Genomic DNA, 24,263 nt, shown 5'->3' with positions numbered 1-24,263 from the left:
ATTATTTGGCCAGCAGTTCTCGGCGCACGATCTCGGCGCCGGCACTCAAGGCATTCAGCTTGCCGCTGGCGACCTGACGAGGCAGGGGAGCCATGCCGCAGTTGGTCGACGGATAGAGCTTGTCGGCATCGACAAACTGCAGCGCTTTGCGCAGCGTAGCGGCCACTTCCTCCGGCGTCTCAACGGTATGATTCGCCACATCAATGGCACCGGCCATCACTTTCTTACCGCGAATCAGTTCCAGCAGATCCATCGGGACGTGCGAGTTATGGCACTCCAGCGAGATAATATCGATGGTAGACGTTTGCAGCTTGGGGAACGCCTCTTCATATTGCCGCCACTCTGAGCCCAGCGTCTTTTTCCAGTCGGTATTGGCCTTAATGCCGTATCCATAGCAGATATGCACCGCCGTTTCACACTTAAGCCCTTCAACGGCCCTTTCCAGGGCGGCGATGCCCCAGTCATTCACCTCGTCAAAGAACACGTTAAATGCGGGCTCATCAAACTGAATAATGTCGACGCCGGCGGCCTCGAGCTCTTTGGCTTCCTGATTGAGGATCTTGGCGAACTCCCAGGCCAATTTCTCGCGGCTTTTATAGTGGTTGTCATAAAGCGTGTCGATCATGGTCATCGGCCCCGGCAGGGCCCATTTAATCGGCTGCTTGGTCAGCTGGCGTAAAAATTTGGCGTCTTCAACGAAAACGGGCTTTTGGCGCGCCACCGCACCCACGACGCTCGGCACGCTCGCCTCATAGCGATTGCGGATTTTAACCACTTCGCGTTTCTCGAAATCGACGCCGCTGAGGTGCTCGATGAACGTCGTGACGAAATGCTGGCGCGTTTGCTCGCCATCGCTGACGATATCGATGCCGGCCTGTTGTTGTTCAGCCAGCGACAAACGCAGGGCATCCTGTTTCCCTTCGATTAATTCTTCATTTTGCAATTTCCAGGGCGACCACAGGGTTTCCGGTTGGGCCAGCCAGGAAGGTTTGGGCAAGCTGCCGGCGGTCGAGGTAGGGAGCAATATTTTCATAATAGATGACCTGTATTTAAGTGAATCAAAGCGCGTAGTGAGCAGACCATTGCTCAAGAATGGGCTTGTAGGGTTTGATAAATTGCTCTTCCGTAAATTTCCCCTGCTCAATCGCTAACTGGCTACGCTCTTCGCGATCGTAAACAATCTTGGTTAATGAATAGTCCTGGTTATTCAGGCTTGGCTGATAGCATTGCCCCGCCGCCGAGTTGGCATTGTAAATTTCAGGCCGATAGATTTTTTGGAAGGTCTCCATCGTGCTGATGGTGCCGATCAGCTCCAGATCGGTGTAATCGCTCAGCAAATCCCCGGGGAAATAAAACGCCAGGGGCGCGACGCTATTTTTCGGCATGAAATAGCGCACCTGCAGGCCCATTTTTTTAAAATACCGGTCGGTCAGCGAAGCGCCGTCTTGCCGATACTCGTCGCCCAACACCGGATGTTGATTGCCCGTCCGATGATAGGTGTCTTTGCTGGACACGCTGAGGCAGATCACCGGCGGTTTGCTGAAATTCTCATGGTATTCGTTTGAATTGACGAAGTGCTTAAAGATATTGCCGTGCAAATCGCCGAAATCATTCGGGATAGTGAATTCCGCCGTGTTTTTATTGTGCGCCGGCAGCAAGACGCTAAAGTCATAATCGCGCACGTAAGAGGAGAAGTTGTTCCCGACGATGCCCTCAATTCGCTTTTGCGTTTTTTTATCGATGATGTTGGTTTTCAGGATTTCGATCACCGGGAAGCTGGCGCCCTGATCTTCAACGCGCATCTCCACCGAAATGATGTCAAGCTCAACCGAATAGCGGTCGGCCTTGGGGTTATCCCAATGCGCCAACGAATTGAAGCGATTGTTAATCATCACCAGCGTGTTGCTCAGGTTCTCCCGGCGGTTTTCCCCTCTGGCCAAATTGGCGAAGTTGGTGGTGATACGCGTACTTTCAGAAGGGTTATAGTCTTCATCGAAAGAACTGCTCTTAATCGTAAAGGCAAAGTCTCTATTCATCGTCTTATAGCATCCTGTTATATGATATGAAGGCTGGATTTATCCATTTCTTTCAATGGGTTGTTTTTCTCTTTTTTATTCAGCCGATTTCATATTGTCTGTCGTTAATGAGGTCTATTTTTGCCAGAGTCCCGGTGGGAGTGAAAGAGACTTAATTTCATTACCACATGAGCGCTATTCATGATCTGGCGTTCGGGCCGGTTGGCCGCCGTCGCCCTGCGGCGCAAACCGCCAACGTACCGGGCCGGCAACCTGGTGCAGCCTGAAAAATTACGGGTATAATCCCCCCATGATCCCACGGCTTCAGACACGAACATGACAAAACTCACCTTACAAGAGCAGATGCTCAAAGCGGGCTTGGTAACCAGCAAGAAAATGGCCAAAGTCCAAAGAACGGCTAAAAAATCACGCGTTCAGGCCCGCGAGGCCAGAGAGGCGGTGGAAGAGAATAAAAAGGCGCAGCTTGAGCGCGATAAGCAGCTGAACGAGCAGCAAAAGCAGGCCGCGCTGTCCAAAGAGTACAAGGCGCAGGTGAAACAGCTGATCGAAATGAACCGCATCGTTCTGGCGAAAGGCGATATCGGTTTCAACTTCACCGACGGTAACCTGATCAAGAAAATCCTGGTGGATAAGGCGACGCAAACCCAGCTGATCAATGGCCGCCTCGCCATTGCACGCCTGGTGGTCGAGAACCGGGAAGAGTGTGAATACGCGATTATCCCCGCGAGCGTCGCCGATAAAATCGCGCAGCGCGATGCGGCCAGCATTGTGCTGCACAGCGCGCTGAGTCAGGAAGAACAGGATGAAGACGATCCGTACGCCGACTTTAAAGTGCCCGACGATTTGATGTGGTAAGCCGCGTTCAGAACGGCGCGGCGTGACGAGCGGCGATCCGCTCCCCGCTAATGGGGTGCACAAAGTCCAGCTCGCTGGCGTGCAGCATCAGCCGCGGCGTCTGTTCGGTACCCGGCAGCAGTCGCCCGCCATACAGATCGCAGCCTAAAATAGGGTGGCCCAACTGCCGGCTGTGAATACGCAGCTGGTGGGTGCGCCCGGTCTCCGGGATGAGCTGCACCCGCGTCAGCGGCAGCGAGATCCCGTCTTCCGCTTCACGATAAAAACGCTCGACGACCCGATAGCGGGAGCGGGCGGGCTTGCCGTGGAGGGCGCAAATCGACATCAGCGGGAACAGCGCCGGATCTTTGGCGATCGCCGCGTCTATTACCCCTTCGTTATCCGCCAGATGGCCGCACAGCAGCGCGCTGTACACTTTGCCGACGGTGCGCTCGCTGAACTGCCGGCAGAGTGCGGCGTTGACGGCCTTGTTGCGGGCCACCACCATCAAGCCGGACGTGCCGAAATCCAGGCGGTGCACCAGGGTGCAGCCGGGGAAGATCTGTACCAGCCGATGGTGTACCGAATCGAGATTCTGCGGATTCTTGCCCGACAGGCTGAGCAGCCCGGCCGGCTTATTGATCAGCGCCAGATGATCGTCCTGATAGAGGATCTCTATTTGGTCATGGCATGGCGGGGCGATAAAGGTATCGGTGATCGTAGACATCGGGCGGCCGGCTGGAGGGTGGGTGCGGATGATAGCGAATTTCGCGTCGATGAGCGAATGCGGTTATCGTTATCACTGCGCCTCATGCCCGTTGGCACCCGATGCGGCAAAGCATCGGGTGCAGCGGTAAAGGCCCCGGCGCGCTACTGCCCGTAGTAGGCGTTTTGGCCGTGTTTGCGCAGGTAGTGTTTGTCCAACAGCTCGCGCTGCATGCTGTGAATGCCCGGCGTCAGCTGGCGCGAGAAAATGCCCATGTAGGCGATCTCTTCCAGCACCACCGCATTATGCACCGCGTTGTGGGCGTCTTTGCCCCAGGCGAAGGGGCCGTGGGCGTTGACCAGTACCGCTGGGATAGCGTTGGGATTAATATCGCGCCGGCGGAAGGTTTCGACAATCACCTTGCCGGTTTCCAGTTCGTAATCGTGCTCAATTTCATCCTGGGTCATCAGGCGAGTGCAGGGGATAGCGCCATAAAAATAGTCGGCGTGGGTGGTTCCCCAGGCGGGGATGTCCAGCCCGGCCTGCGCCCAGATGGTGGCGTGGCGCGAATGGGTGTGGACGATGCCGCCGATATCGGCAAATTCGCGGTACAGCGCCAGATGGGTGGCGGTGTCCGACGACGGTTTCTTTGCCCCTTCGACGGTGCGGCCGCTGGCCAGATCGACCACCACCATATCCTCCGCCGTCATATGCTCGTATTCAACGCCGGAAGGCTTGATCACCACCAGGCCGCGTTCGCGATCCACCGCGCTGACGTTGCCCCAGGTAAAGGTCACCAGCTTATGGCGCGGCAGATCGAGATTGGCCTCCAGCACCTGTTGTTTTAACTGAGTCAGCATGTCATGCCCCCTTGTTGCATTTTCTGTTCGATCCAGCGGCGGGCCTGAACGATCTCGGCCACCGGCTCCTCGGCTTTTTCTGTCCACATCTCAATCAGGAATGCGCCGCGGTAATTGAGGCGCTGCAGCGTGCGAAACACCTCGACGAAGTCGACGCAGCCTTCGCCAAACGGCACGTCACGGAATTGCCCCGGCGAAGCGGCGGTGACCGGGTAGGTGTCTTTCAGGTGAATGGCGGCGATGCGATCGATGCCCAGCTCCAGCTCGCGCGGCACGTCGTTGCCCCAGGCGCTGAGGTTGCCGACGTCCGGATACACCGTGAACCACGGCGAGGCCAACAGGGTGTCCCAGGCTTTCCATTTACCGATCGAGTTCATAAAGGCGGTATCCATAATTTCCACCGCCAGCATCACCTGGGCGGCGGCGGCACGGTCTACCGCCCACTGCATGCCTTCGCTAAAGCGTGCCAGCGTCCCCTCGTCCTGCTCTTCGTAATACACGTCGTAGCCGGCCAGCTGGATGGTGCGGATACCGACGTCTTGGGCCAACTGAATGGCCTGTTCCATCACGTCAAAGGCGCGCTGGCGCAGCGCCGGATCGTGGCTGCCAAACGGAAAGCGCCGGTGGCCGGAGAGGCACATCGACGGGATGCGGATGCCGGTTTCCAGCATGGTGTCCACCAGCGCCAGGCGCTGCGCTTTGCTCCAGCTCAGGCGCGCCAGGCGTTCATCGCTTTCGTCCACCGACATTTCGACGAAGTCGAAGCCGCAGGCCTTGGCCAGCGCCAAGCGTTCGGGCCAGCTCAGGTGTTTCGGCAGCGCCTTCTCGTAAATTCCCAACGGGTGCTGACGCATATCATGATCTCCAGATGTCATCGATGGCGGTGCGGAACTGCCTGGCGGCCGCCGGCGGATCCCCGGCTTCGGCCAGCGCGCGGCCGGCGATAAAGGCGGTGACGGCGATCTCTTTAAACAGCGGCAGGTCGGCGGGCGTAATGCCGCCGGTCACCGACAGTTCGATGCCCAGATCGGACAGCGCCTTCATCCGATCCAGATCCTGCCGGCCCCAGGTTTGCCCGCTGGCCTGCGCGTCGCGGCCGCGGTGATAGATCGCCTGGCGAATGCCGAGGCCGCGCCATTGCCGTGCATCCTCCAATGTCCAGCGGCCGAACAGTTCTATCTGGATTTCACCGCCGTGGCGCTCGGCGACCTCCCGCGCGCTGGCCATGGTGGCCAACGGCGCGGCGCAGATCACCGTCATCCAGTCCGCGCCCTGGCCGAAAGCCTGCTCGGCCAGCGTCGCGCCGGCGTCGGCCACCTTGAGATCGGCCACCAGCGTGTGCTGCGGGCAGCGCTCGCGCAGCGCGCTAACCGCCTGAATGCCGGCGCTGATGCACAAAATGGTACCGGCCTCGATGATGTCCACATGGGGGCTGAGGGTCTCGGCGGTGCGCAGCGCCGTATCCAAACGGGTTTGATCGAGCGCCAACTGCAGGCGCGGTTTCGTGCTCATGGAGCCTCCTTGTTGGCGGGCTGCAGATTTTGCAATGCAGCAATCAGTGCCTGATAACGTTGGTGTTTGTTGTCGTAAGCTTCAGCGGCGGCCGCATCTGGCAGCAGCCGCTCGATACGCGGCGCCAGCCGGTGCTGGGCGGCGGTGAAATCGTTGAAGGCGCCGCTGCCGACCATGGCCGCCATCGCCGCGCCCAGACAGCCGGTTTCTTCCACCTGCGGCAGCTCCACCGGCAGGCCGCTGACGTCGGCGAACATTTGCATCCAGGGGAGGGATTTGGCAGGGCCGCCGGTCACGCGCAGCGCCTGCGTCTCAGGGAAACGCCGGCGCATGCGGTTAAGGTGCGTCATGTGGCAGAACACCACGCCCTCGTAGATCGCCTGCACCAGGTGCTCGCGCTGGTGGAAGGCCTGCAGGCCGTAGAAGCTGGCGCTCAGCCCCAGGCCGGCGTTGGATCCGTACAGGAAAGGGGCGAACAGCAGATCGCCGGCGGCTTTCGGCAGGGCGGCGACCCAGCGGTTAAGCTGGCCGTAGTCCTGCAGCCCCCATTGGCGACAGAACCATTCCAGGTTGGCGGCGGACGTGGGGCTGGCTTCATGCACGATGTATTGGCCGCTTTCGGCGTGGCGGCCATAGACAAAGGGATGATCGAAACCCTCGACGATGGCGTCGGTGATGCCGCTGGTGACTGACCAGGTCCCCATCACCGCATTGAGCCGGGTTTCGTCCTGCAGGCCGGCGCACAGCGCGGTGGACACCACGTCGAACAGCCCGCCGACCACCGGGGTGCCGGTTTGCAGGCCGGTGATGGCCGCGGCGTTTGCCGCGACGCGCCCGGCGATATCGGCCGAACCGACAATCGTCGGCAGGGCGGGCATGATGTCGCCGATACCCAGCAGCTGCGCCAGCGCCGGGTCATAGCGTCCGCTGCGCATCAGATACAGGTTGGATTCGGAGATATTGGTTTCTTCGCAGGCCAGCTCGCCGGTCAGGCAATAGCGCAGGTAGTCGTGCGCCATCAGCACGCTGCCGATGCGGGCGTAACGTTCCGGCTGATGCCGCTTCAGCCAACGCAGCAGCGAGACCGGGTGCCCGGTCCACAGCGTTTGGCGCGTTTGCGGATACAGCGCCTGCGGCACGCCCTGTCGCTGCCATTCCTGCACCAGCGCCAGCGCGCGCTGATCGGAAGAGAGCATGGCGTTGCCCAGCGGCTGCCCCTGCTTATCCAACAGAAATGCGCCCTTGCCCTGCGCCGAGATGCCGATGGCCTGGATGGCGCCGGCGGCGACGCCGCTGGCGGACAGCACTTCACGGATCACGTCGGCGGCGGTGCGCCACAGCGATGCCATATCGCGCTCGGCCCAGCCGGGCTGCGGCGCGACGATCGCCAGATTGCGCCGCGCAACGCCGTGTTCATGGCCCCGGCGGTCGTATAATCCCGCCTTGATGAAGGTGCCGCCGCAGTCGAGCCCCAGCCAATATTCCATCATTCGTTCCTCGCGCCGTGGTCGCATTTATTGGGCAGCATCAACGCCAGCACGGAGGCGATCGCCAGCGAAGCCGCCAGGCTGTAGACGCCGACGTCCTTGCTGAACAGGCTGATCAGGACGCCGACCATATACGGGCCGCAAAAGCCGCCGAGGTTGCCCAGCGCATTGATCACGCCGCGCGCGCCGCCGGCCACTTCGGCGTTGAACAATTTGGGCGGGATGGTCCAGAACACCCCGGCTGCCGCCTGAATAAACACGCCGCAGCCGACCAGCGCAGCGTAAGACCACCAGACGTGATCCTTCAGCAGCACCGACAGCGCCATGCAGGCAGCAAAGCAGGCCAGCGGCAGGGCGACGAAGACTTTGCGCTTGCCGGTGCGATCGGAGAGGGTGGAGATGATCAGCATGCCGAAGATGGCGCCGATATAGGGCAGGATAGCGAGCAGGCCCACTTGCTCCATATCGCCGTGGGTCAGCCCTTTCAAAATGGTCGGCAGCCACAGGGTGTAGCCGTAGATACCGGTCTGGTAGAAGAAATTCACCAGGATCAACTGCCACATGATCCGGTCGCCCAGCACCCGGCGCAGCGAGGCGTTGCGCACCGTTTTTCCTTTAATCAGCAGCTGTTCGTCGTGCAGGGTCTTCACCAGATACTCTTTTTCCGCCTGCGAGATCCATTTGGCTTCCTGCGGCCGGTTGCTGATGGTGAAGTACCACAGTGCCATCACCACCAGCGACAGAGCCCCCTCCACCAGGAACAGCATGCGCCAGTCCCAGGCGGTGATGATCCAACCCGACAGCGGGGCGGTGAGGATGCCGGCGATCGGTACGAACATGATGACGATGGCGTTGGCGCGGCCGCGCTCCTTATCCGGGAACCAGTTGCTGATCATGGTCAGCACCACCGGCAGCATGCCGCCTTCGGAAACGCCGAGGGCGAAGCGCAGGAACAGCAGCTGGTATTGGTTGGTGACCAGGCCGGTCAGCACCGAGATCACCGCCCAGGCCAACAGTGACCAGCCGATGAATTTCTTGCCGTTGCCGTATACCGCCAGCTTGCCGCCGGGCACCTGCAGAAACAGGTAACCGATGAAGAAAATGCCGCCGGCCAGCCCGGCCATCGAGGCAGTGATGCCGAGTTCGTCATCCATGCCGCCGGGCATGGCGAAGGCGATATTGACCCGGTCCATGTAAGAAATGATGCAGGTGATGAGGATCGGCGGCACGATCCTCAGCCAGCGGAGCTTGGGTATCGCCTGGCTTTGGCTGACGGAAACGGAGGCTGTATTCATAAGGACCTCTTTCGATGTTCGCTTTTTTGTAGGGTCGGGCGTTATTGTTTTGCTTGGTTTGGGCGCAAGGGCGCCCGCACAGGCCCCATGGACCGGTGTTGTTATCGTTACGGGTGTTGCGGCCGATCAGGCGCTAAACGACGCCAGCGGTATCTTCACCACCACCTTGCGTATCGCGCTGGGGCGCTGGTTAATGCAGGCCGGGCGATGCACGTCCTGCGGAAAAAATACCGCGAAGTTGCCGGGTTGCATCGTGAGCCAGGATTCGTCGGCCACGTCCTGATAAAACAGGATGTCGCGCTGCGCCAGCAGCTCCTGATGAACGACGTTGTCGCCGCTGTCCGCCGCTACGCCGATAAGCTCGGTGCCGCTGACCAGAAACTGCACGTCGACGTTTTGCCTATGCACTTCCGGGCGCAGCGCATCCGGTGGTTGGGTATGCAGATCCAGCACTTGCACCACGTAGCCGGTGGCGGGATCTTCATAACGCCCTGCGGGCAAGACGCTGAAATCGGTGCGTTGCAGATAGGCGACGGCGTTGGCGACCGGCGTCGGATACTGCTCGGGCGCGGTGTTGGCGATGTGGCCGAATATCATGATGATCCTCCCGTTATAGCGCCTGAATGCGCGCCCAGACTCGTTCGTCAATCGGAATGCCGTCGCGCAGGTTTTCTTCCAGAATGCGCGGGAACTTGTGGCCCGGCAGGCGAATGGCGACGTCGGGATTGTCCCGTTCGGCGCTGGTGACGTAGTCCATGATGCGCTGCAGTTTTTGATCGCGGCTGTCGCCGTCGATCAACCGGTCTATCTCAATCGCGATGAACACCTGGGAGACGCCGTATTCGTCGCGGTGATCTTCCGTCACTTCCGCCACCGAGGCGCCGCCGGACAGCAGGGTAGCGATCATGTCCAGCACGATCGACAGCGCCGATCCTTTCCAATACCCCATCGGCAAAATGCGCCGGTTCTCTTCGATGGTGGCCGGATCGCGGGTCAGGTGGCCGTCGTTGTCGAAGCCGCCGTCCACCGGCAGGGTTTTACCCGCCAGCCGGTTCAGCTCCAGCGCGCCGTAGGAAAACATCGACATCGACATATCCACCATGGTGATCGGGTTGCCGGGCACGGCGACGATCAGCGGGTTGGTGCCGATACGGCACGTTTTGGCGCCCCACGGCGGCATCACGGCGATCGAGTTGGTCCAGCAAATGCCGATATAGCCTTTCTCCGCCGCCTGCCAGCCGTAACCGCCGCCGCGCATCCAGTGGTTGGCGTTGCGCAGCGCCACCAGGCCGATGCCATGATCGTCGGCTAATTGCATGGCGCGATCCATCATGCGGCGGGCGGTAAGGTTGCCGATGCCCTGGTGCGCATCCCATTGCTCGATCGCCCCCAGAGACAACAGTTTGCTGGGTTCGGCGTCCGGCACGATATCGCCGGCGTCCAACTGCTGAATAAAGCGCGGAAAGCGGTTAACGCCGTGGGAGTAAACGCCGCTGGCGGTGGTGTCGGCGAACATGCCGGCGCAGTCGTCGGCGGTGTGTTCCGCCACGCCGCGCGCCAGCAGCACGCGTTTGAATTGCTGTTTTAACTCGCTGTAACTCACTCTCATGCCGGTTCTCCGCCTGTGCGAATCGTCTGTTTTTGGTTCGCTAAATTTCAATATACGAAATTGCATTTCAAATAAATGCTATCCCGGCGGTTCAGGGAAGTCAAAGCAAGAGGGGGTAAAATTATTCATGAAAAACATGACGTTAAAATTGAGTGGTGGTTTTGTGATCGCCGCCACGTTTTGGTGGGAATGACGTGCTTCAGACGCGACAAAGCAGGGCGGATCGAAACCCACCCTGCGTCTTGCGAGGCCCCGGCTAACCGCGGGTGTTCAGCACCATGCGGTAGAGCGAGGTCGTGGCGGTGATATAGAGCTCATCGCCGTTCGGGCCGCCGAAGGTACAATTGGAGACGCGTTCCGGCACGCTGATTTTGTCGATCTGTCGCCCCTGTGGATCAAAGACCAGCACGCCGTCGGCGCAGCTGCAAAACAGATTGCCGGCCCGATCGACGCAGAAGCCGTCCGGGAAACCGGGCTCCACCGTCGCGAAACGGCGGCCGGCTTCCAGCTCGCGGCCGTTGACCGCATAGACGCGCAGCTCGCGGCGGCCCAGCGTCGGAAAATCCACGATCGACATGTCCGCAACGTACAGCCATTTTTCATCCGGTGAAAACGCCAGGCCGTTCGGGCGCTGCAGGTCGCAGGCGGCGATGGTCAGCGAACCGTCGCGCGGATCGAAGCTGTAGAGATAACAGCCGATCACCTGGCTTTCCGATTTGTAACCCTCTTCGTCGCCGATGATGCCGTAGGGCGGATCGGTGAACCATAGGGTGCCGTCGGAGCGCACCGCCACGTCGTTCGGCGAATTAAAGCGCTTGCCGTCGACGCGGTCGATCAACAGACGTACCTCGCCATCGCTTTCGGTGCGGCTAATGCCGCGCCGCCCGTGTTCGCAGCTGATCACGCGCCCCTCGCCGTCGCGCGCATTGCCGTTGGCGTAGTGCGACGGCGAGCGGTATAGGCTTAGCTCACCCCGGCGCGACCAGCGGAACATGCGATTGCCTTTCACGTCGCTGAACACCACCGCATCCTCCTGCGGCAGCCACACCGGCCCCTCGGCCCAGATCGCCGGCGAACACAGGCGCTCGAGCCGGGCGTGCGTGCGCAATGAATCGCCGTTCACTTCACGCCCCAGATCGCTTTGTAATGGCCCTGATAATCGTTTTGCGGGTCATACAGGTTATTGGCGCCGCCGTCGGCGGCGATATTGTCGCGGGTCACCAGATGCGCCGGGGTGACGTAGCCGGAAGGCGGCTGCTTGGCGAAGGCGCGGTTGAATTCGTCCAGCAGTTGCCAACCGTGCAGCTTCAAGGGTTCCGGCACCGTCGCCGACTGGCTGTCGCCTGAGCGGATACGCTGGTAAGCGGAGATTGAACCGTCGCCGGCCGATACGTTGTAAGGTGCGTTCTTGCCGCCTTTGCCGGCGGTCTTCAGCGCCGGCGCCATAAAGTCGAAGTACAGATCGTTGATCGCCAGCGCATATTGGAATTTGTCGCCGTACTTCTGCAGCAGGCTGAAGGTCATCGCCGGCATGCGGTTGGCGGTATCGGCCAGCGGCGTGTCGATGAATTCCAGCAGCGTGCAGCCGCTGCATTTGGCGATCTCTTCTTTCATGACGTTGGCCTTGTCCAAGGCGATTTGGTACAGCGAGTCGGTGAAGATCAGCACGCTCGCCTTGCCGCCGGACTGCACCACCGCGTATTGCGCGGCGATGCGCGCCACTTCGTTGGAGTCCGACGTGACGTTATAGAACACGTTGTATTTGGCTATGGGGCCCGGTTCCGGCACCGCGTGCCAGGCGGTCAGCACGATACCCTGCTGCACGGCCTTTTTCAGCGGGATCTTGGCGACGTTAGGGTTCCAGCCGCCGATCACGATGCCGTCCGGTTTCTGGGCGATGGCCTGATTGAGCGATGCCAGCTGATCTTTCACCGAGCCGCCGCCGTCGAGCGTTTCCAGCTTCCAGCCGGCGGCTTTCGCCGCTTCGCTCAACCCCTGTTGCACCCCTTGCACGCCGCCGTTCTTCATGTCGGAGGCGATAAAAATGATCTTCTTGTTGGCCTGCAGCTGCGGGCCGCTGGTGGGGCCGTCCCACTGGGTGGCGCTGGCGGTGGCCTTCGCGACGGCGGCGGTGGCCTGATCGAGATAGACGTCGGCCCAGGTCGGCGATGCGGCGAGCAATAATGTGGTGAACCCCGGTAACAGCCAAATGCGTTTCATGGTGTGCTCCTGGTTTAAGGGTGGGTCGCTGTCTGATTGTTGTTGTCAGCCGGCGTCGCCTGGCTGCGTTGTACCGCTTTCTGATTGAGCAGCCGGCGGCGTTGGGCATAGCCGGCCAGGGTGATCGACAGCAACAGCGTCGCGCCGTTGAACAGCGGCTCGACCCAGAATTCACCGCCGAACTGCTGAATGCCGGCGATGCCGATAGCCAGAATGGCGATGCCGACCACGGTGCCCCAGACGTTGACGCGCCCAGGGCGAATGGTGGTGCTGCCGAGGAAGGCGCCGACCAGCGCCGGCAGCAGATAGTCCATGCCGACGCTGGCCTGGCCGACGCCCTGTTCGGCGGCGATCAACACGCCGCTGAAACCGGTGAGCACGCTGGAGGCGATGAAAGCGCCGATCGTGAAGCGGTTGACCGAGATGCCGTTCAGGCGCGCCGCCGCCGGGTTGCCGCCCACCGCATACATGCAGCGGCCGAGCGGGGTATGTTCGGTGATGAGCCACAGCACCACCGCGACGATCAGCACGTAAAACGCCACGATCGGAATGCCGGCGATCTCGGTGTGGTGCAGCGCGATAAAGGCATCCGGCAAGTCGCCGACGATCTGCCGCCCGCCGGAGTGCCACAGGGCAATGGCGTACAGCACGGTGCCGGAGCCGAGAGTGGCGACGAAGCTGTCGATATCGGCCAGCGCCACCAGAATGCCGTTCAGCAACCCGTACAGCGCCGAGATCGCCAGCACCGTCAGCACCGCCATCTGCCAGGAGAAGCCGTATTCCACCTGCAGCGTGATCGCCAGGATATGCCACAACACAATGCCGAAACCGACGTTAAGATCGATCTTGCCCACGATCATCGGGATGGTCGCCGCCAGCGCCAACAGGGCGATTTTGGCCTTGCTCGACAGGATCGCCTGCAGCGTCAGCATCGACGCGAAAGAGGGAGTGATCAGTGAGAACAGCACGACCAGCGCGACGCACAGCAGCAGCAGGCCATAGCGGGTGAGAACCTGCATCAGCCAGGGGCCGGCGCCGTCCTGCGCCAGACTGACGCGCTGCTCCAGCGCGGTTGATTTAACGGATGTTTTAGACATGGCCTACCTCGGATTCTGACGTGATTGCGACGCTTTCCCCGGTGCTGGCAGAGGCCAGCTCCAATAAATTGGCGAATGACACCTGCTGATTTTTCAGCTCGCCGACCACTTTCCCACGGTTGAACACCAGTGCGCGGTTGCAAATATGGGCGATCTCCTCGAAATCGTTGGAGATCACCAGCACCGCTACGCCTTCCGCCAGGGATTTATTCAGCAGGTGGTAGATTTCCGCTCGCGCGCCGACGTCCACGCCGGCGGTGGGATCTTCCAGGATCAGCAGCGGCGCTCCCAGGTGCATCCAGCGCGCCATCACCACCTTTTGCTGGTTGCCTCCGGACAGCGCGCTGATATCGATATTGACGTCCTTGGGGCGCACGTCGAACAGCTGCACTTTCCACCAACTGGCGCCGATCTCCGCTCGCCGCCCGTAGCGGGAGAGCAGCCGGTGGCCGCTGGCGCAGGGGTTGATAAACAGGTTTTCACGCACGCTCATCGACATCACCAGGCTTTCGCCGGTGCGATCGCCCGCCACCAGCGAAACGCCGCACGCCATCGCCTGCTGCGGGGAGCTCGCCTGATAGGGCCGATCGCGAAACCGAATCGCGCCGCCTACGGCCTGGCGCAACCCGAACAGCAGCCGGCCAATCTCTTCTTGCCCGGCCCCGCGCAGGCCGGCCAGTGCCAGCATCTCGCCCGGCTGCAAATCGAAGCTCACCGGGCCGATGTCGCCTACCGTGACGCTATCGAGCTGCAGCACCGGCGGACGATGTTCCGGTAGCGGTTCGCGCTGATCGTCCGCCATCGCTTCACCGACGATGGTTTGCACCAGATCGCGCAGCGAGTAGTCGGCGGTGCGGCCGCCGGCGACATAGCGCCCGTCGCGCATTACGCAGACCCGATCGGCGATTTCGATCACTTCGTCCAGGCGGTGGGTGACATAAATCATGCCGACCTTTTTGGCGCGCAGCCGGTTGATCACGGCGAACAGATGGCGCACGTCGTTGGCGGGCAGGGAGGCGGTCGGTTCATCCAGCACCAGCAGCTCGGCGTTGACCGCCACCGCGCGGGCGATCGCCAGCAGCGATTTTTCGGTGCGCGACAGTTCGAAGACGCGCGCATCGGGATCGAGCGCGATACCGACGTCGTGCAGCGCCTGCGCCGCCCGGCGGCGAATGGCGCGCCAGTCGATCAACCCAAAGCGGCGGGGAAACCCCATCACCAGCGCCATGTTCTCCGCCACCGTCATCCATTCAATCAGGCCGAGATCCTGATGAATAAAGGCGATCGGCTGGCGGCTGGCGCTTTTTATCGCGGCGGCGGAGGCGATGCTTGCGCCCTGAAAACGAATATCGCCGCCGTCGCGCGGGTAGACGCCCGCCAGCACTTTGATCAGCGTCGATTTGCCGGCGCCGTTTTCGCCCAGTAGCGCCAGAACCTCGCCCGGCATCACCTGCAGGCTGACGTCGTTGACCGCCACGTTGCCGCCAAATCGTTTGACGATGTGGCTGAGGGTAAGGATGGGTTGTGCCGCATTATCCATAGTCATGTGATGCGCCCCTGGTGTTGCGCCCGAGCGAAGATGCCGGGCAAATTAGCCAAACCGCTGGTGAGTATCTGGTCTTTAAATTTCAATATGCGAAATTCAATTTCAAAAATAATATGACGTTCGTTGCGCTAAATCAAAGGTGATGAAGTTTTAATTGTTTTTATTAAACAATGGGTTATTTTTTACTTTGCGGAAGTGTGACCGATGGCTCACTTCAATGCGGGGGAAATATTGCGGATTTTTGGCCCGCTGCGGACAATGAAACGGCGTTCCGTCTTCACCTGATGCAGGCCTTGGGGTAACATGCCCGGCAAAGAGCCTGCTGACTTCGCCGCAGCGCCGGTTGGCGGTTCGACACTGGAGAGATTTTCGCTATGAGCCTGAAAGCCGTCGACGAGAAAGATGACAAGAAAGACAAACCGCTGGGCAGCCAAAGCCTGTTCCGCGGTTTGCAGTTGATTGAGATCCTGAGCAATTTCCCCAATGGATGCCCACTGGCGCATCTGTCCGAGCTGGCCGGCATGAACAAGAGCACGGTGCACCGCTTGCTGCAGGGGTTACACACCAGCGGCTATGTGACCCAGGCGCCGTCGCCGGGCAGCTACCGCCTGACCACCAAGTTCATTTCCATCGGCCAGAAGGCGCTGTCGTCACTCAATATCATTCACGTGGCCGCGCCGCATTTGGAACAGCTGAACCTGGAAGTGGGTGAGACGGTCAACTTCTCCAGCCGCGAAGACGACCACGTCATTCTGATCTACAAGCTGGAGCCGACCACCGGCATGATGCGCACCCGCGCCTATATCGGCCAGCATATGCCGCTGTACTGTTCGGCGATGGGTAAAATCTTCATGGCCTACGGCAACGACGATTACCCGGCCCACTACTGGCAGAGCCATCAGCAGGAGATTCAGACGCTGACGCGCAATACCATCACCGAGCTGCCGAAAATGTATGAGGAACTGGCCGATATTCGCCAGCGCGGTATGGCGATGGATCGCGAAGAAAACGAGCTCGGGGTCTCCTGCGTGGCGGCGCCGGTATTCGATATTCAACAGCGCGTGCCCTATGCGGTGTCTGTTTCTCTGCCGACCGCCAAGCTGCAGCAAATCGGCGTCAAAAGCCTGATTAAACCGGTGCTGGCCACTGCGCAACGCATCTCGCAGGAGCTGGGGTTCGTCACACCGATTTAAGTATTAGCATCTCTGATACTGGATTAGAAATATCAATTTCACCTAATGATCGCTTCCTCGTATGATGCGCGTGTTGACCGATACGCGCCCTCGTCCGGCGCCTTTTATCATTCGAGGAATCTCCCATGTTAGCCGTCTTCCTGCAGGGTTTTGCCCTGAGCGCCGCCATGATCCTGCCGCTGGGCCCGCAGAACGTATTCGTGATGAATCAGGGCATTCGCCGCCAGTATCATTTGATGATCGCCTCGCTGTGCGCGTTGAGCGATATCGTGCTGATCTGCGCCGGTATTTTCGGCGGCAGCGCGTTGCTGACCCGCTCGCCGCTGCTGCTGGCGCTGGTCACCTGGGGCGGGGTGGCGTTTCTGCTGTGGTACGGCTGGGGCGCGTTCCGTTCCGCCTTCAGCCCGCAACCGGCGCAGGCCGCGGCGCAGGAGCTGGCGCAGAGCCGCTGGCGCCTCGTGGTCACCATGCTGGCGGTCACCTGGCTGAACCCGCACGTTTATCTGGATACCTTTGTGGTGCTCGGCAGCCTGGGCGGGCAGCTGACGGCGGACGTACGCTCCTGGTTCGCGCTCGGCGCGGTCAGCGCGTCGGCGGTGTGGTTCTTCGGGCTGGCGCTGCTGGCTTCCTGGCTGGCGCCGTGGCTGAACACCCAGCGGGCGCAGCGCATTATCAACGCGCTGGTCGGGCTGGTGATGTGGGGCATCGCGCTGCAGCTGGCCTGGCAGGGGGCAAATTTATAAGAATTTGTCACTAATCCGAATTCAAAACGCCGCGCGATATGCTACGTTTGATGCCAGGAATCCGGCGGTTCTCGCAGGGAAAAGCCGGCGATCAGAGACAGCCTGTCATTAAGGAGACACTGTGAAGCTAAAAGCATTGGCTATGGCCGCAATGGTCGGATTAGGGACGTTACCGATGGCGCTGCAGGCGGCTGAAGTGCCTGAAGGGCCGCACGTCGTCACCTCCGGCACCGCCAGCGTGGACGCCACGCCGGATATCGCCACCCTGGCGATCGAAGTGAGCGTTTCATCCAAAGACGCCGCCCAAGCGAAGAAGCAGGTGGACGAGCGCGTGGCGCAGTACTTTGATTTCCTGCAGAAAAATAACATCGAGAAGAAAGACATCAGCGCCGCCAACCTGCGCACCCAGCCGGAATACGATTACCTGAAAACCGGCGAGTCGGTGCTGAAGGGCTACCGGGCGGTGCGTCAGGTGCAGGTGACCCTGCGTCAGTTGGACAAGCTGAACGAGCTGCTGGACGGCGCGCTGAAATCCGGCCTGAACGAGATCCGCGCGGTGGAGCTGGGCGTCGCCAAGCCGGACGTGTATCGCGAGCAGGCGCGGCAAAAAGCGATCGAGAACGCGACTCAGCAGGCCGAATCCCTGGCCAAAGGCTTCCACGCCAAGCTGGGGCCGGTGTACAGCATTCGCTACCGGGTCGCCAACTACCAACCGATGCCGGTGGCGCGGATGTATAAGGCGGCGGGTGCGGCGGCGGAAAGCGACGCGGCGCAAACCTATGAACAGCAAAGCATTCACTTCGACGATCAGGTGGATGTGGTGTTCGAGCTGCAGCGCAACGCCGCGCAGTAAGGTGTTCGTGTTGAAGAAAAGGTTCGCTGCGGCGAACCTTTTTTCGTTTTAATCCTGGCGCAGCACCTGGTGGCCGTGTTCCAGCAGCGCGTCGGTCACTTTGCGCATCATGCGGCTTTCCGGCGCGAAGCGGTGCCAGTACAGCATGCGGCGCTGATACAGCCCCGGCGTCAGATCGATCAGCTCACCGGAAGCCAGCTCCTTTTCGATCTGCAGATGCGGGATCATACAGCAGGTCGTGCCCTGACGCGCCAGTTGCACGAAGGCTTCCGACGAGTTCACGATATGGCAGGGCACGCTGCCCGGCGACAGATCGAAGTTCTGCTGCAGGAATGCCTGGTGCATGTCGTCGAGATGATCGAAGGCCACCGCCGGCGCTTTCAGCAGCGCGGAGCGGGTGACGCCGCTCGGGAAGTAGCGCTCGGCGAAGGCGCTGGAGGCGACGAACAGGTAATCCAGCGCCCCCAGCCGATCCACCAGGCAGCTCGGCAGCGGCTGCGGCTGAATACTCACCGCGCCCACCACCTCACCGCGGCGCAGCCGCTCCTGGGTGCGGGTTTCATCTTCCACCTGCAGATTCAGGCGAATGGGGGAATCCGCCAGCACCGGCTTCAGCGCCGGCAGCAGCCAGGTTGCCAGACTGTCGGCGTTGACCGCCAGCGACAGCAGCAGCGGCGTATCGACGCCGGTGTCGTTGCCCAGCCACTCTTCTTCCAGCAACTCCACCTGATGCAGCAGCGCCAGTAGCTTTTGCCCTTGTTCGGTCGGGCGCGGCGGCACGGTACGGACCAGCAGCGGTTGGCCGAACAGGTTTTCCAGCTGTTTGATGCGTTGGGATACCGCCGATTGCGTGATGCAGAGTTTTTGAGCGGCGCGCTCGAAGCCGCGCTCACGGATCACCGCGTCCAGCGCTTGCAGCGTACGATAGTCTGGGCGTTTCATCGGAAAGATATCCCTTAAATTAGAATGATACCGGCACTATGCCACATTTTGCGCGCGGCGCAGGTGGAAAAATCACGCCCCCGTCTCGCCGCTAAGCGGCTAAAAATGCGGGCTGCGGCAAATAAGTGTGATCCTGCCGGCGTGAAAAACAGCGTTTTACCCTATAATACGCACACGTTTTCGTACAGAGGCAAGGGACATATTATGACGCAGGATGAACTGAAAAAAGCGGTGGGCTGGGCAGCGCTGGAATACGTGACGCCGGGCACCATCGTCGGGGTCGGCACCGGTTCTACCGCCGCCCACTTTATTGACGCGCTGGGCTCCATCAAGCACCAGATCGAAGGCGCAGTATCGAGCTCCGACGCCTCCACCGCCAAGCTGAAAAGCCTCGGCATTCACGTGTTCGACAGCAACGAAGTGGACTCGCTCGATATTTATGTGGACGGCGCGGACGAAATCAACGGCCATATGCAGATGATCAAAGGCGGTGGCGCGGCGTTGACGCGCGAGAAGGTCATCGCCGCCATCGCCAAGAAATTCATCTGCATCGTCGACGCCAGCAAGCAGGTCGACGTGCTGGGCAAGTTCCCGCTGCCGGTGGAAGTGATCCCGATGGCTCGCTCTTACGTGGCGCGTGAGCTGGTGAAGCTGGGCGGCCTGCCGGAGTATCGCCAAAACGTGGTGACCGACAACGGCAACGTGATCCTCGATGTGCATAACCTGAGCATCACCGACGCCATCGCGCTGGAGAACAAGATCAACGGCATCGCCGGCGTGGTGACCGTGGGGCTGTTCGCCAACCGCGGCGCGGACGTGGCGCTGGTCGGCACCCCGGAAGGCGTGAAAGTGGTCAAATAAACCTCCGCCGTTTGTGGCCCGGTAGTGCCGGGCCGCATAATTCTTCGGTTAAAATATCTTTTCTGAAAAACGGCAAATTTGGTGACTTATGTCACATTGTGAAAACTGACTCCCCAAAGCTTCTGCCGAAAACTTTCCCTATGGCATTTTCTGCCGTAAACCGCCATCAACGCTGCGCCTTGTCCTGCCGGGCAGGCAATCGTTTGTATTGCCGCCCGCGTTATTTTTGTTATGTTGGATGGGAGCTGTGTCGTCACAGCCGCTTCTGAAGTCTGAACATAGGGTCGGGTAAATGGCAAAAGTATCATTGGAGAAAGACAGGATTAAATTCCTGTTGGTGGAAGGGGTTCATCAGAGCACGGTCGATAATTTACGTGCCGCCGGTTATACCAACATCGAATACCACAAGGGTGCGTTAGACACCGAATCGCTGAAGGCATCCATCCGCGATGCGCACTTCGTCGGCATCCGATCGCGTACGCATCTGACCGAAGAGGTGTTCGCCGCCGCAGAAAAACTGGTGGCGGTGGGCTGCTTCTGCATTGGCACCAACCAGGTTGATCTGAAAGCGGCGACCAAGCGCGGTATTCCGGTCTTCAACGCCCCGTTCTCCAATACCCGATCCGTGGCCGAAATGGTGCTGGGCGAGCTGCTGTTGATGCTGCGCGGCATTCCGGCCGCCAACGCCAAGGCGCACCGCGGCGTGTGGCACAAACTGGCCGTGGGCTCCTACGAGGCGCGCGGCAAAAAGCTGGGCATCATCGGCTACGGCCACATCGGCACCCAGCTGGGCATTCTGGCCGAAGGGCTGGGCATGAAGGTGTTCTTCTACGACATCGAGAACAAGCTGCCGTTAGGTAACGCGCAGCAGGTGCGTCATCTGTCCGATCTGCTCAATATGAGCGACGTGGTGACGCTGCACGTGCCGGAAACGCTGGCCACCAAGAACATGATGGGGGCGGAAGAGCTGGCGCTGATGAAACCGGGCGCCATTCTGATCAACGCCTCGCGCGGCACCGTGGTGGATATTCCCGCGCTGTGCGACGCGCTGGCCAGCAATCACCTGGCGGGCGCGGCGATCGACGTCTTCCCGGAAGAACCGGCGACCAACAGCGATCCGTTCAACTCGCCGCTGTGTGAGTTCGACAACGTGCTGCTGACGCCGCACATCGGCGGCTCCACCCAGGAAGCGCAGGAGAATATCGGCGACGAAGTGGCCGGCAAGCTGGCGAAATACTCCGACAACGGGTCGACCCTGTCCGCCGTCAACTTCCCGGAAGTGTCGCTGCCGGCGCATGGCCCGAACGCCAGCCGCCTGCTGCACATCCACGAAAACCGCCCGGGCGTGCTGACGCAGATTAACCAGATCTTCGCCGAAGAGGGGGTTAACATCGCCGCACAGTATCTGCAAACCGGGCCGGAAATCGGCTACGTGGTGATCGACATCGAAGCGGAAACCGCACGCGCCGACGCCGCGCTGCAGCGCATGAAGGCCATCGACGGCACCATTCGCGCCCGTCTGCTGTTCTGATTCGGCGGCTCGCCGCAACGAAAAAGGCCGGAGCGATCCGGCCTTTTGCTATTTGGGCTCGTGCCACGCCCAGCTGCAGAGCGGGGTGAGGATTTCCGGCAGCGGGATATCCCAATGTTCGGTCGGCAGGTGCTCCACCTGCTGGCAATCATGGGCCAGGCCGATAGGATAGGGGCCGCCGCTGCGCCAGTTTTGCAGGGTGCGATCGTAAAAGCCGCCGCCCATGCCCAGACGCTGCCCGGTATGATCGAACGCCACCAGCGGCGTCAGCACGACGTCCAACTCGCCCAGCGGCAGCACCTGGCGCACATCGAGGCGCGGTTCGAGAATATTGAAGCGATTGCGCACCAGCGGCGTTTCCGGCGCATAGCGCAGGAACAGCAGGTGGCCAGGGCTGAACGGGTGCAGCACCGGCAGGTAAACCCGTTTGCCGAGCGTCCACAGTTGCTCGATCAGCGGCCCGGTGTCGAGTTCACCGTCAAACGACAGGAATACCGCGATGCTGTGCGCCGCCTTAATGTGCGTATGCGCGACGAGGCGCTCGGCTATCTTGTCTGCGGCAAAGCGTTGCTGGCCCGGCGTAAGCTCGCGCCGACGTTGGCGAATGAGTTGACGAATGGCTTGGCGCTGCTGCGCGAATTGGGGTTGAAAAGGCATCGTATCAGGCTTGCTCAGTGTGGCGTTCAGCACACATAAACCGCTGAGAAGGGGAATCTCCGAGATGCCGTCGCAGGCTGTAACCCTTGAACCCATGGTTCAAGGTGAACGTGCCGTCGCAATCTTAAGGCTTCTCGGCGCACCGAGCGTGCTCACCGATCGCGGAGCAACACATTCTGTTTGTACTAAATATCGGCTCAGGGGACTGGCCCGCTGGCGAACATCTCAGAGAAATTTTGTACTCGTTGCCGAAACTGTGATTTCAACAACCTAAGTTATTCGAATTGTGCATCCTGACGTTCAGAGATGCGACCTTGTTCAAGCAACGCTTGTTCAATGGTCTGCTGCAGCATCCGTATGCGTTGTTCCATATTGGACGCATAGTCACGGGTTTTCAACCGTTCTTGAGCAAGTTCGTGACAGACGTTCAATGCCGCGATGAAAACCAGTTGCTCAGTATTGGAGACTCTAGTGCGAACTTTAAGATCTTGCAACCGTTGGTTAAGATCGTCCGCCGCCATATTCAACGCATCTTGTTGTTCTGGCGGGCAATTGACTCTTAACGAGCGGCCAAAAATTTGAATATCTACCGGTTGTGCAGACATGCCACCTTCCTGCCTAAATTTCGCGCCAGCCTTGTCCGCCCTGGCCGGGCCGTCAAAGCGGGCGCCACTATATATACCTCGGTACCAAGATACAACCCCTTTTTCAGTACCTGGTTGTAATCTACTGTGGCGCACATTGCCAGTCAAAAAAGGGTTTCAAAATGCGTATTTACCGCACTTTCGCCACCCGACGGCGCAGTGTGAAACCTGCCACATCGCGATTATAACTAGCCACTGAGGTGTCGCGCTTATCTGGTATAGCGACGGACCTTGGTGGTAGCATAACACGAACTTATCCTGCCAACGATGACGAATGCGCATGTCTATACAGAATACATTTCCAAGTTACCAATCTTTGACCGTGGCCCTCAACCAGCAGTCGGTGGCGCTGACCGCGGCAGAAATGCACGGCCTGATCAGCGGCCTGCTGTGCGGCGGCAGCCGTGATGCCGGCTGGCAGGCGCTGGTCCACGATCTGACCAACGAAGGCGTCGCCTTCCCGCAGGCGCTCAGCCAACCGCTGCAACAGCTGTATGAAGTGACGCGCGAAACGCTGGAAGACGACGAATTCCTGTTCCAACTGATGTTGCCGGAAGGGGAAGCCGTCAGCGTGTTCGATCGCGCCGACGCGTTGGCCGGTTGGGTCAACCACTTCCTGCTCGGGCTGGGCATGATGCAGCCCAAGCTGGCCCAGGTGAAAGACGAAGTCGGTGAAGCGATCGACGATCTGCGCAACATCGCGCAGCTGGGCTACGACGAAGACGAAGATCAGGAAGAATTGGAGCAGTCGCTGGAAGAAGTGGCGGAGTATGTGCGGGTTGCCGCCATCATGTGCTACGGCGAATTCACCCGTCACAAGCCAACGGCGCCGGAAAACATCAAACCGACGTTGCACTAAACGTCCTATCGGCCCTCCGCCGGCGATGCGGATGGCATGATTTCAGGAGAAGGTAATGACTCAGCAGGAATTCAACAACCGCCGTCAGGCGCTGTTGGCGAAAATGGCGCCGGCCAGCGCGGCGGTTATTTTCTCTGCGCCGGAAACGACGCGCAGTGCAGATTCAGACTATCCCTATCGGCAGAACAGCGACTTTTGGTACCTGACCGGCTTCAATGAGCCGGAAGCGGTGCTGGTGCTGATCAAAAGCGACGAAACGCACAACCACAGCGTGCTGTTCAACCGGGTGCGCGATCTGACGGCGGAAATCTGGTTTGGCCGCCGCCTGGGGCAAGACGCCGCGCCGGCGAAGCTGGGCGTGGACCGCGCGCTGCCGTTCGATGAAATCAATGACCAACTGCACCTGCTGCTCAACGGCCTGGACGTGGTCTACCACGCGCAGGGCGAATACGCCTATGCCGATCAGATCCTGTTCGGCGCGTTGGACAAGCTGCGCAAGGGGTTCCGCCAGAATCTGCAGGCGCCGGCCACCGTGACCGACTGGCGGCCGTGGCTGCATGACATGCGCCTGTTCAAATCACCGGAAGAGCTGGCGGTGATGCGCCGCGCCGGTGAGATCAGCGCGCTGGCGCACACCCGCGCGATGGAAAAATGCCGCCCTGGCATGTTCGAATACCAGCTGGAAGCGGAAATTCACCATGAATTCACCCGCCTCGGTGCCCGCTACCCGTCTTACAACACCATCGTCGGCAGCGGCGAAAACGGCTGTATCCTGCAT

General features: G+C 60.3%; 25 protein-coding genes and 1 other RNA gene. 8 read left to right on the top strand and 18 right to left on the bottom strand.

Annotation, left to right across the window (positions count from 1 at the left end):
• Window position 1: 1 nt before the first annotated feature.
• Together ACK3CV_RS20895 and ACK3CV_RS20890 are read right to left on the bottom strand one after the other, a co-directional pair.
• Window positions 2-1,033 (bottom strand): methionine synthase, encoded by a 1,032-nt coding sequence (locus ACK3CV_RS20895; protein WP_164141209.1) that lies wholly within the window; start codon window positions 1,031-1,033, stop codon window positions 2-4.
• A gap of 25 nt (window positions 1,034-1,058) precedes the next feature.
• Window positions 1,059-2,036 carry a DUF1852 domain-containing protein gene (locus ACK3CV_RS20890; protein WP_164141211.1) on the bottom strand — a complete coding sequence of 326 codons (978 nt, stop codon included), beginning with the start codon at window positions 2,034-2,036 and terminating at the stop codon, window positions 1,059-1,061.
• Between the two features lie 315 nt (window positions 2,037-2,351).
• Here ACK3CV_RS20890 and ACK3CV_RS20885 point away from each other — a divergent pair, with 315 nt between their 5' ends.
• Window positions 2,352-2,891 (top strand): DUF2058 domain-containing protein, encoded by a 540-nt coding sequence (locus ACK3CV_RS20885; protein WP_033635867.1) that lies wholly within the window; start codon window positions 2,352-2,354, stop codon window positions 2,889-2,891.
• Between the two features lie 7 nt (window positions 2,892-2,898).
• Here ACK3CV_RS20885 and ACK3CV_RS20880 read toward each other — a convergent pair whose 3' ends face one another.
• From ACK3CV_RS20880 to ACK3CV_RS20825, 12 genes are all read right to left on the bottom strand, one after another.
• Entirely contained in the window at window positions 2,899-3,597 is a 699-nt protein-coding gene (locus tag ACK3CV_RS20880; protein WP_164039784.1) for an RluA family pseudouridine synthase, read from the bottom strand.
• 143 nt (window positions 3,598-3,740) lie between these two features.
• Window positions 3,741-4,436, bottom strand: a complete 696-nt coding sequence (araD, locus tag ACK3CV_RS20875; RefSeq protein ID WP_077038678.1) for an L-ribulose-5-phosphate 4-epimerase — start codon at window positions 4,434-4,436, stop codon at window positions 3,741-3,743.
• Window positions 4,430-5,290: an L-ribulose-5-phosphate 3-epimerase gene (locus ACK3CV_RS20870; protein ID WP_164039787.1), complete on the bottom strand. Its 861-nt coding sequence runs from the start codon at window positions 5,288-5,290 to the stop codon at window positions 4,430-4,432. The genes araD and ACK3CV_RS20870 overlap by 7 nt, the downstream gene beginning before the upstream one ends.
• Window position 5,291: 1 nt before the next feature.
• Window positions 5,292-5,948: a 3-keto-L-gulonate-6-phosphate decarboxylase UlaD gene (gene ulaD, locus ACK3CV_RS20865; RefSeq protein WP_033649415.1), complete on the bottom strand. Its 657-nt coding sequence runs from the start codon at window positions 5,946-5,948 to the stop codon at window positions 5,292-5,294.
• A complete protein-coding gene (locus tag ACK3CV_RS20860; RefSeq protein WP_060422094.1) occupies window positions 5,945-7,435 on the bottom strand; it encodes an FGGY-family carbohydrate kinase in 1,491 nt (496 codons plus the stop codon). The genes ulaD and ACK3CV_RS20860 overlap by 4 nt, the downstream gene beginning before the upstream one ends.
• Window positions 7,435-8,730, bottom strand: coding sequence for an MFS transporter (locus ACK3CV_RS20855; protein WP_033654042.1), 1,296 nt, complete (start codon window positions 8,728-8,730; stop codon window positions 7,435-7,437). The genes ACK3CV_RS20860 and ACK3CV_RS20855 overlap by 1 nt, the downstream gene beginning before the upstream one ends.
• A 126-nt stretch (window positions 8,731-8,856) precedes the next feature.
• Window positions 8,857-9,327: a NanQ anomerase/TabA/YiaL family protein gene (locus ACK3CV_RS20850; protein ID WP_049212569.1), complete on the bottom strand. Its 471-nt coding sequence runs from the start codon at window positions 9,325-9,327 to the stop codon at window positions 8,857-8,859.
• Window positions 9,328-9,340: 13 nt separating this feature from the next.
• A complete protein-coding gene (yiaK, locus tag ACK3CV_RS20845) occupies window positions 9,341-10,339 on the bottom strand; it encodes a 3-dehydro-L-gulonate 2-dehydrogenase (protein ID WP_033654044.1) in 999 nt (332 codons plus the stop codon).
• Window positions 10,340-10,595: 256 nt separating this feature from the next.
• On the bottom strand, window positions 10,596-11,462 hold the full coding sequence (locus ACK3CV_RS20840) for an SMP-30/gluconolactonase/LRE family protein (protein ID WP_049212572.1): 867 nt from the start codon (window positions 11,460-11,462) through the stop codon (window positions 10,596-10,598).
• Window positions 11,459-12,559, bottom strand: a complete 1,101-nt coding sequence (locus tag ACK3CV_RS20835) for an ABC transporter substrate-binding protein (protein WP_049212573.1) — start codon at window positions 12,557-12,559, stop codon at window positions 11,459-11,461. Before ACK3CV_RS20835 ends, ACK3CV_RS20840 begins: the two co-directional genes overlap by 4 nt.
• 14 nt (window positions 12,560-12,573) lie before the next feature.
• The gene (locus tag ACK3CV_RS20830) at window positions 12,574-13,656 is read right to left on the bottom strand and encodes an ABC transporter permease (protein ID WP_049212575.1); all 1,083 of its coding nucleotides are present in this window, start codon (window positions 13,654-13,656) and stop codon (window positions 12,574-12,576) included.
• Window positions 13,649-15,202, bottom strand: a complete 1,554-nt coding sequence (locus ACK3CV_RS20825; RefSeq protein ID WP_164039789.1) for a sugar ABC transporter ATP-binding protein — start codon at window positions 15,200-15,202, stop codon at window positions 13,649-13,651. The genes ACK3CV_RS20830 and ACK3CV_RS20825 overlap by 8 nt, the downstream gene beginning before the upstream one ends.
• A 374-nt stretch (window positions 15,203-15,576) precedes the next feature.
• On the opposite strand from ACK3CV_RS20825, the gene ACK3CV_RS20820 reads away from it, so the two are divergent.
• From ACK3CV_RS20820 to ACK3CV_RS20810, 3 genes are all read left to right on the top strand, one after another.
• Window positions 15,577-16,395, top strand: coding sequence for an IclR family transcriptional regulator (locus ACK3CV_RS20820; protein ID WP_033649427.1), 819 nt, complete (start codon window positions 15,577-15,579; stop codon window positions 16,393-16,395).
• A 125-nt stretch (window positions 16,396-16,520) separates the two neighbouring features.
• Window positions 16,521-17,138, top strand: a complete 618-nt coding sequence (argO, locus tag ACK3CV_RS20815) for an arginine exporter ArgO (RefSeq protein WP_025304159.1) — start codon at window positions 16,521-16,523, stop codon at window positions 17,136-17,138.
• A 121-nt stretch (window positions 17,139-17,259) separates the two neighbouring features.
• Window positions 17,260-17,991: an oxidative stress defense protein gene (locus tag ACK3CV_RS20810; RefSeq protein ID WP_025160209.1), complete on the top strand. Its 732-nt coding sequence runs from the start codon at window positions 17,260-17,262 to the stop codon at window positions 17,989-17,991.
• A 48-nt stretch (window positions 17,992-18,039) separates the two neighbouring features.
• Here the strand turns inward: ACK3CV_RS20810 and ACK3CV_RS20805 are convergent, their stop codons facing one another.
• Window positions 18,040-18,933, bottom strand: coding sequence for a LysR family transcriptional regulator ArgP (locus tag ACK3CV_RS20805; protein WP_033635863.1), 894 nt, complete (start codon window positions 18,931-18,933; stop codon window positions 18,040-18,042).
• Window positions 18,934-19,137: 204 nt separating this feature from the next.
• Here ACK3CV_RS20805 and rpiA point away from each other — a divergent pair, with 204 nt between their 5' ends.
• Window positions 19,138-19,794: a ribose-5-phosphate isomerase RpiA gene (rpiA, locus tag ACK3CV_RS20800; protein ID WP_041036586.1), complete on the top strand. Its 657-nt coding sequence runs from the start codon at window positions 19,138-19,140 to the stop codon at window positions 19,792-19,794.
• A 292-nt stretch (window positions 19,795-20,086) separates the two neighbouring features.
• A complete protein-coding gene (serA, locus tag ACK3CV_RS20795; protein WP_025304156.1) occupies window positions 20,087-21,325 on the top strand; it encodes a phosphoglycerate dehydrogenase in 1,239 nt (412 codons plus the stop codon).
• Window positions 21,326-21,373: 48 nt separating this feature from the next.
• On the opposite strand, the gene ACK3CV_RS20790 is transcribed toward serA, so the two are convergent.
• From ACK3CV_RS20790 to zapA, 3 genes are all read right to left on the bottom strand, one after another.
• Window positions 21,374-21,982 (bottom strand): 5-formyltetrahydrofolate cyclo-ligase, encoded by a 609-nt coding sequence (locus ACK3CV_RS20790; protein ID WP_039567918.1) that lies wholly within the window; start codon window positions 21,980-21,982, stop codon window positions 21,374-21,376.
• Between the two features lie 52 nt (window positions 21,983-22,034).
• A non-coding RNA gene (gene ssrS, locus ACK3CV_RS20785) (6S RNA) lies at window positions 22,035-22,217 on the bottom strand.
• A 40-nt stretch (window positions 22,218-22,257) separates the two neighbouring features.
• Window positions 22,258-22,587, bottom strand: coding sequence for a cell division protein ZapA (gene zapA / locus ACK3CV_RS20780; RefSeq protein ID WP_004931621.1), 330 nt, complete (start codon window positions 22,585-22,587; stop codon window positions 22,258-22,260).
• A 319-nt stretch (window positions 22,588-22,906) separates the two neighbouring features.
• Here zapA and ACK3CV_RS20775 point away from each other — a divergent pair, with 319 nt between their 5' ends.
• Both ACK3CV_RS20775 and pepP read left to right on the top strand, forming a co-directional pair.
• Window positions 22,907-23,485: a YecA/YgfB family protein gene (locus ACK3CV_RS20775; RefSeq protein ID WP_033635861.1), complete on the top strand. Its 579-nt coding sequence runs from the start codon at window positions 22,907-22,909 to the stop codon at window positions 23,483-23,485.
• A 55-nt stretch (window positions 23,486-23,540) separates the two neighbouring features.
• Window positions 23,541-24,263: Xaa-Pro aminopeptidase (pepP, locus tag ACK3CV_RS20770; RefSeq protein ID WP_489009899.1), on the top strand; the 723-nt coding region annotated here is incomplete at its 3' end.

It is taken from the genome of Serratia sp. TSO36 (genome assembly GCF_057808395.1).
This window is presented reverse-complemented; position numbering and strand designations above follow the sequence as displayed.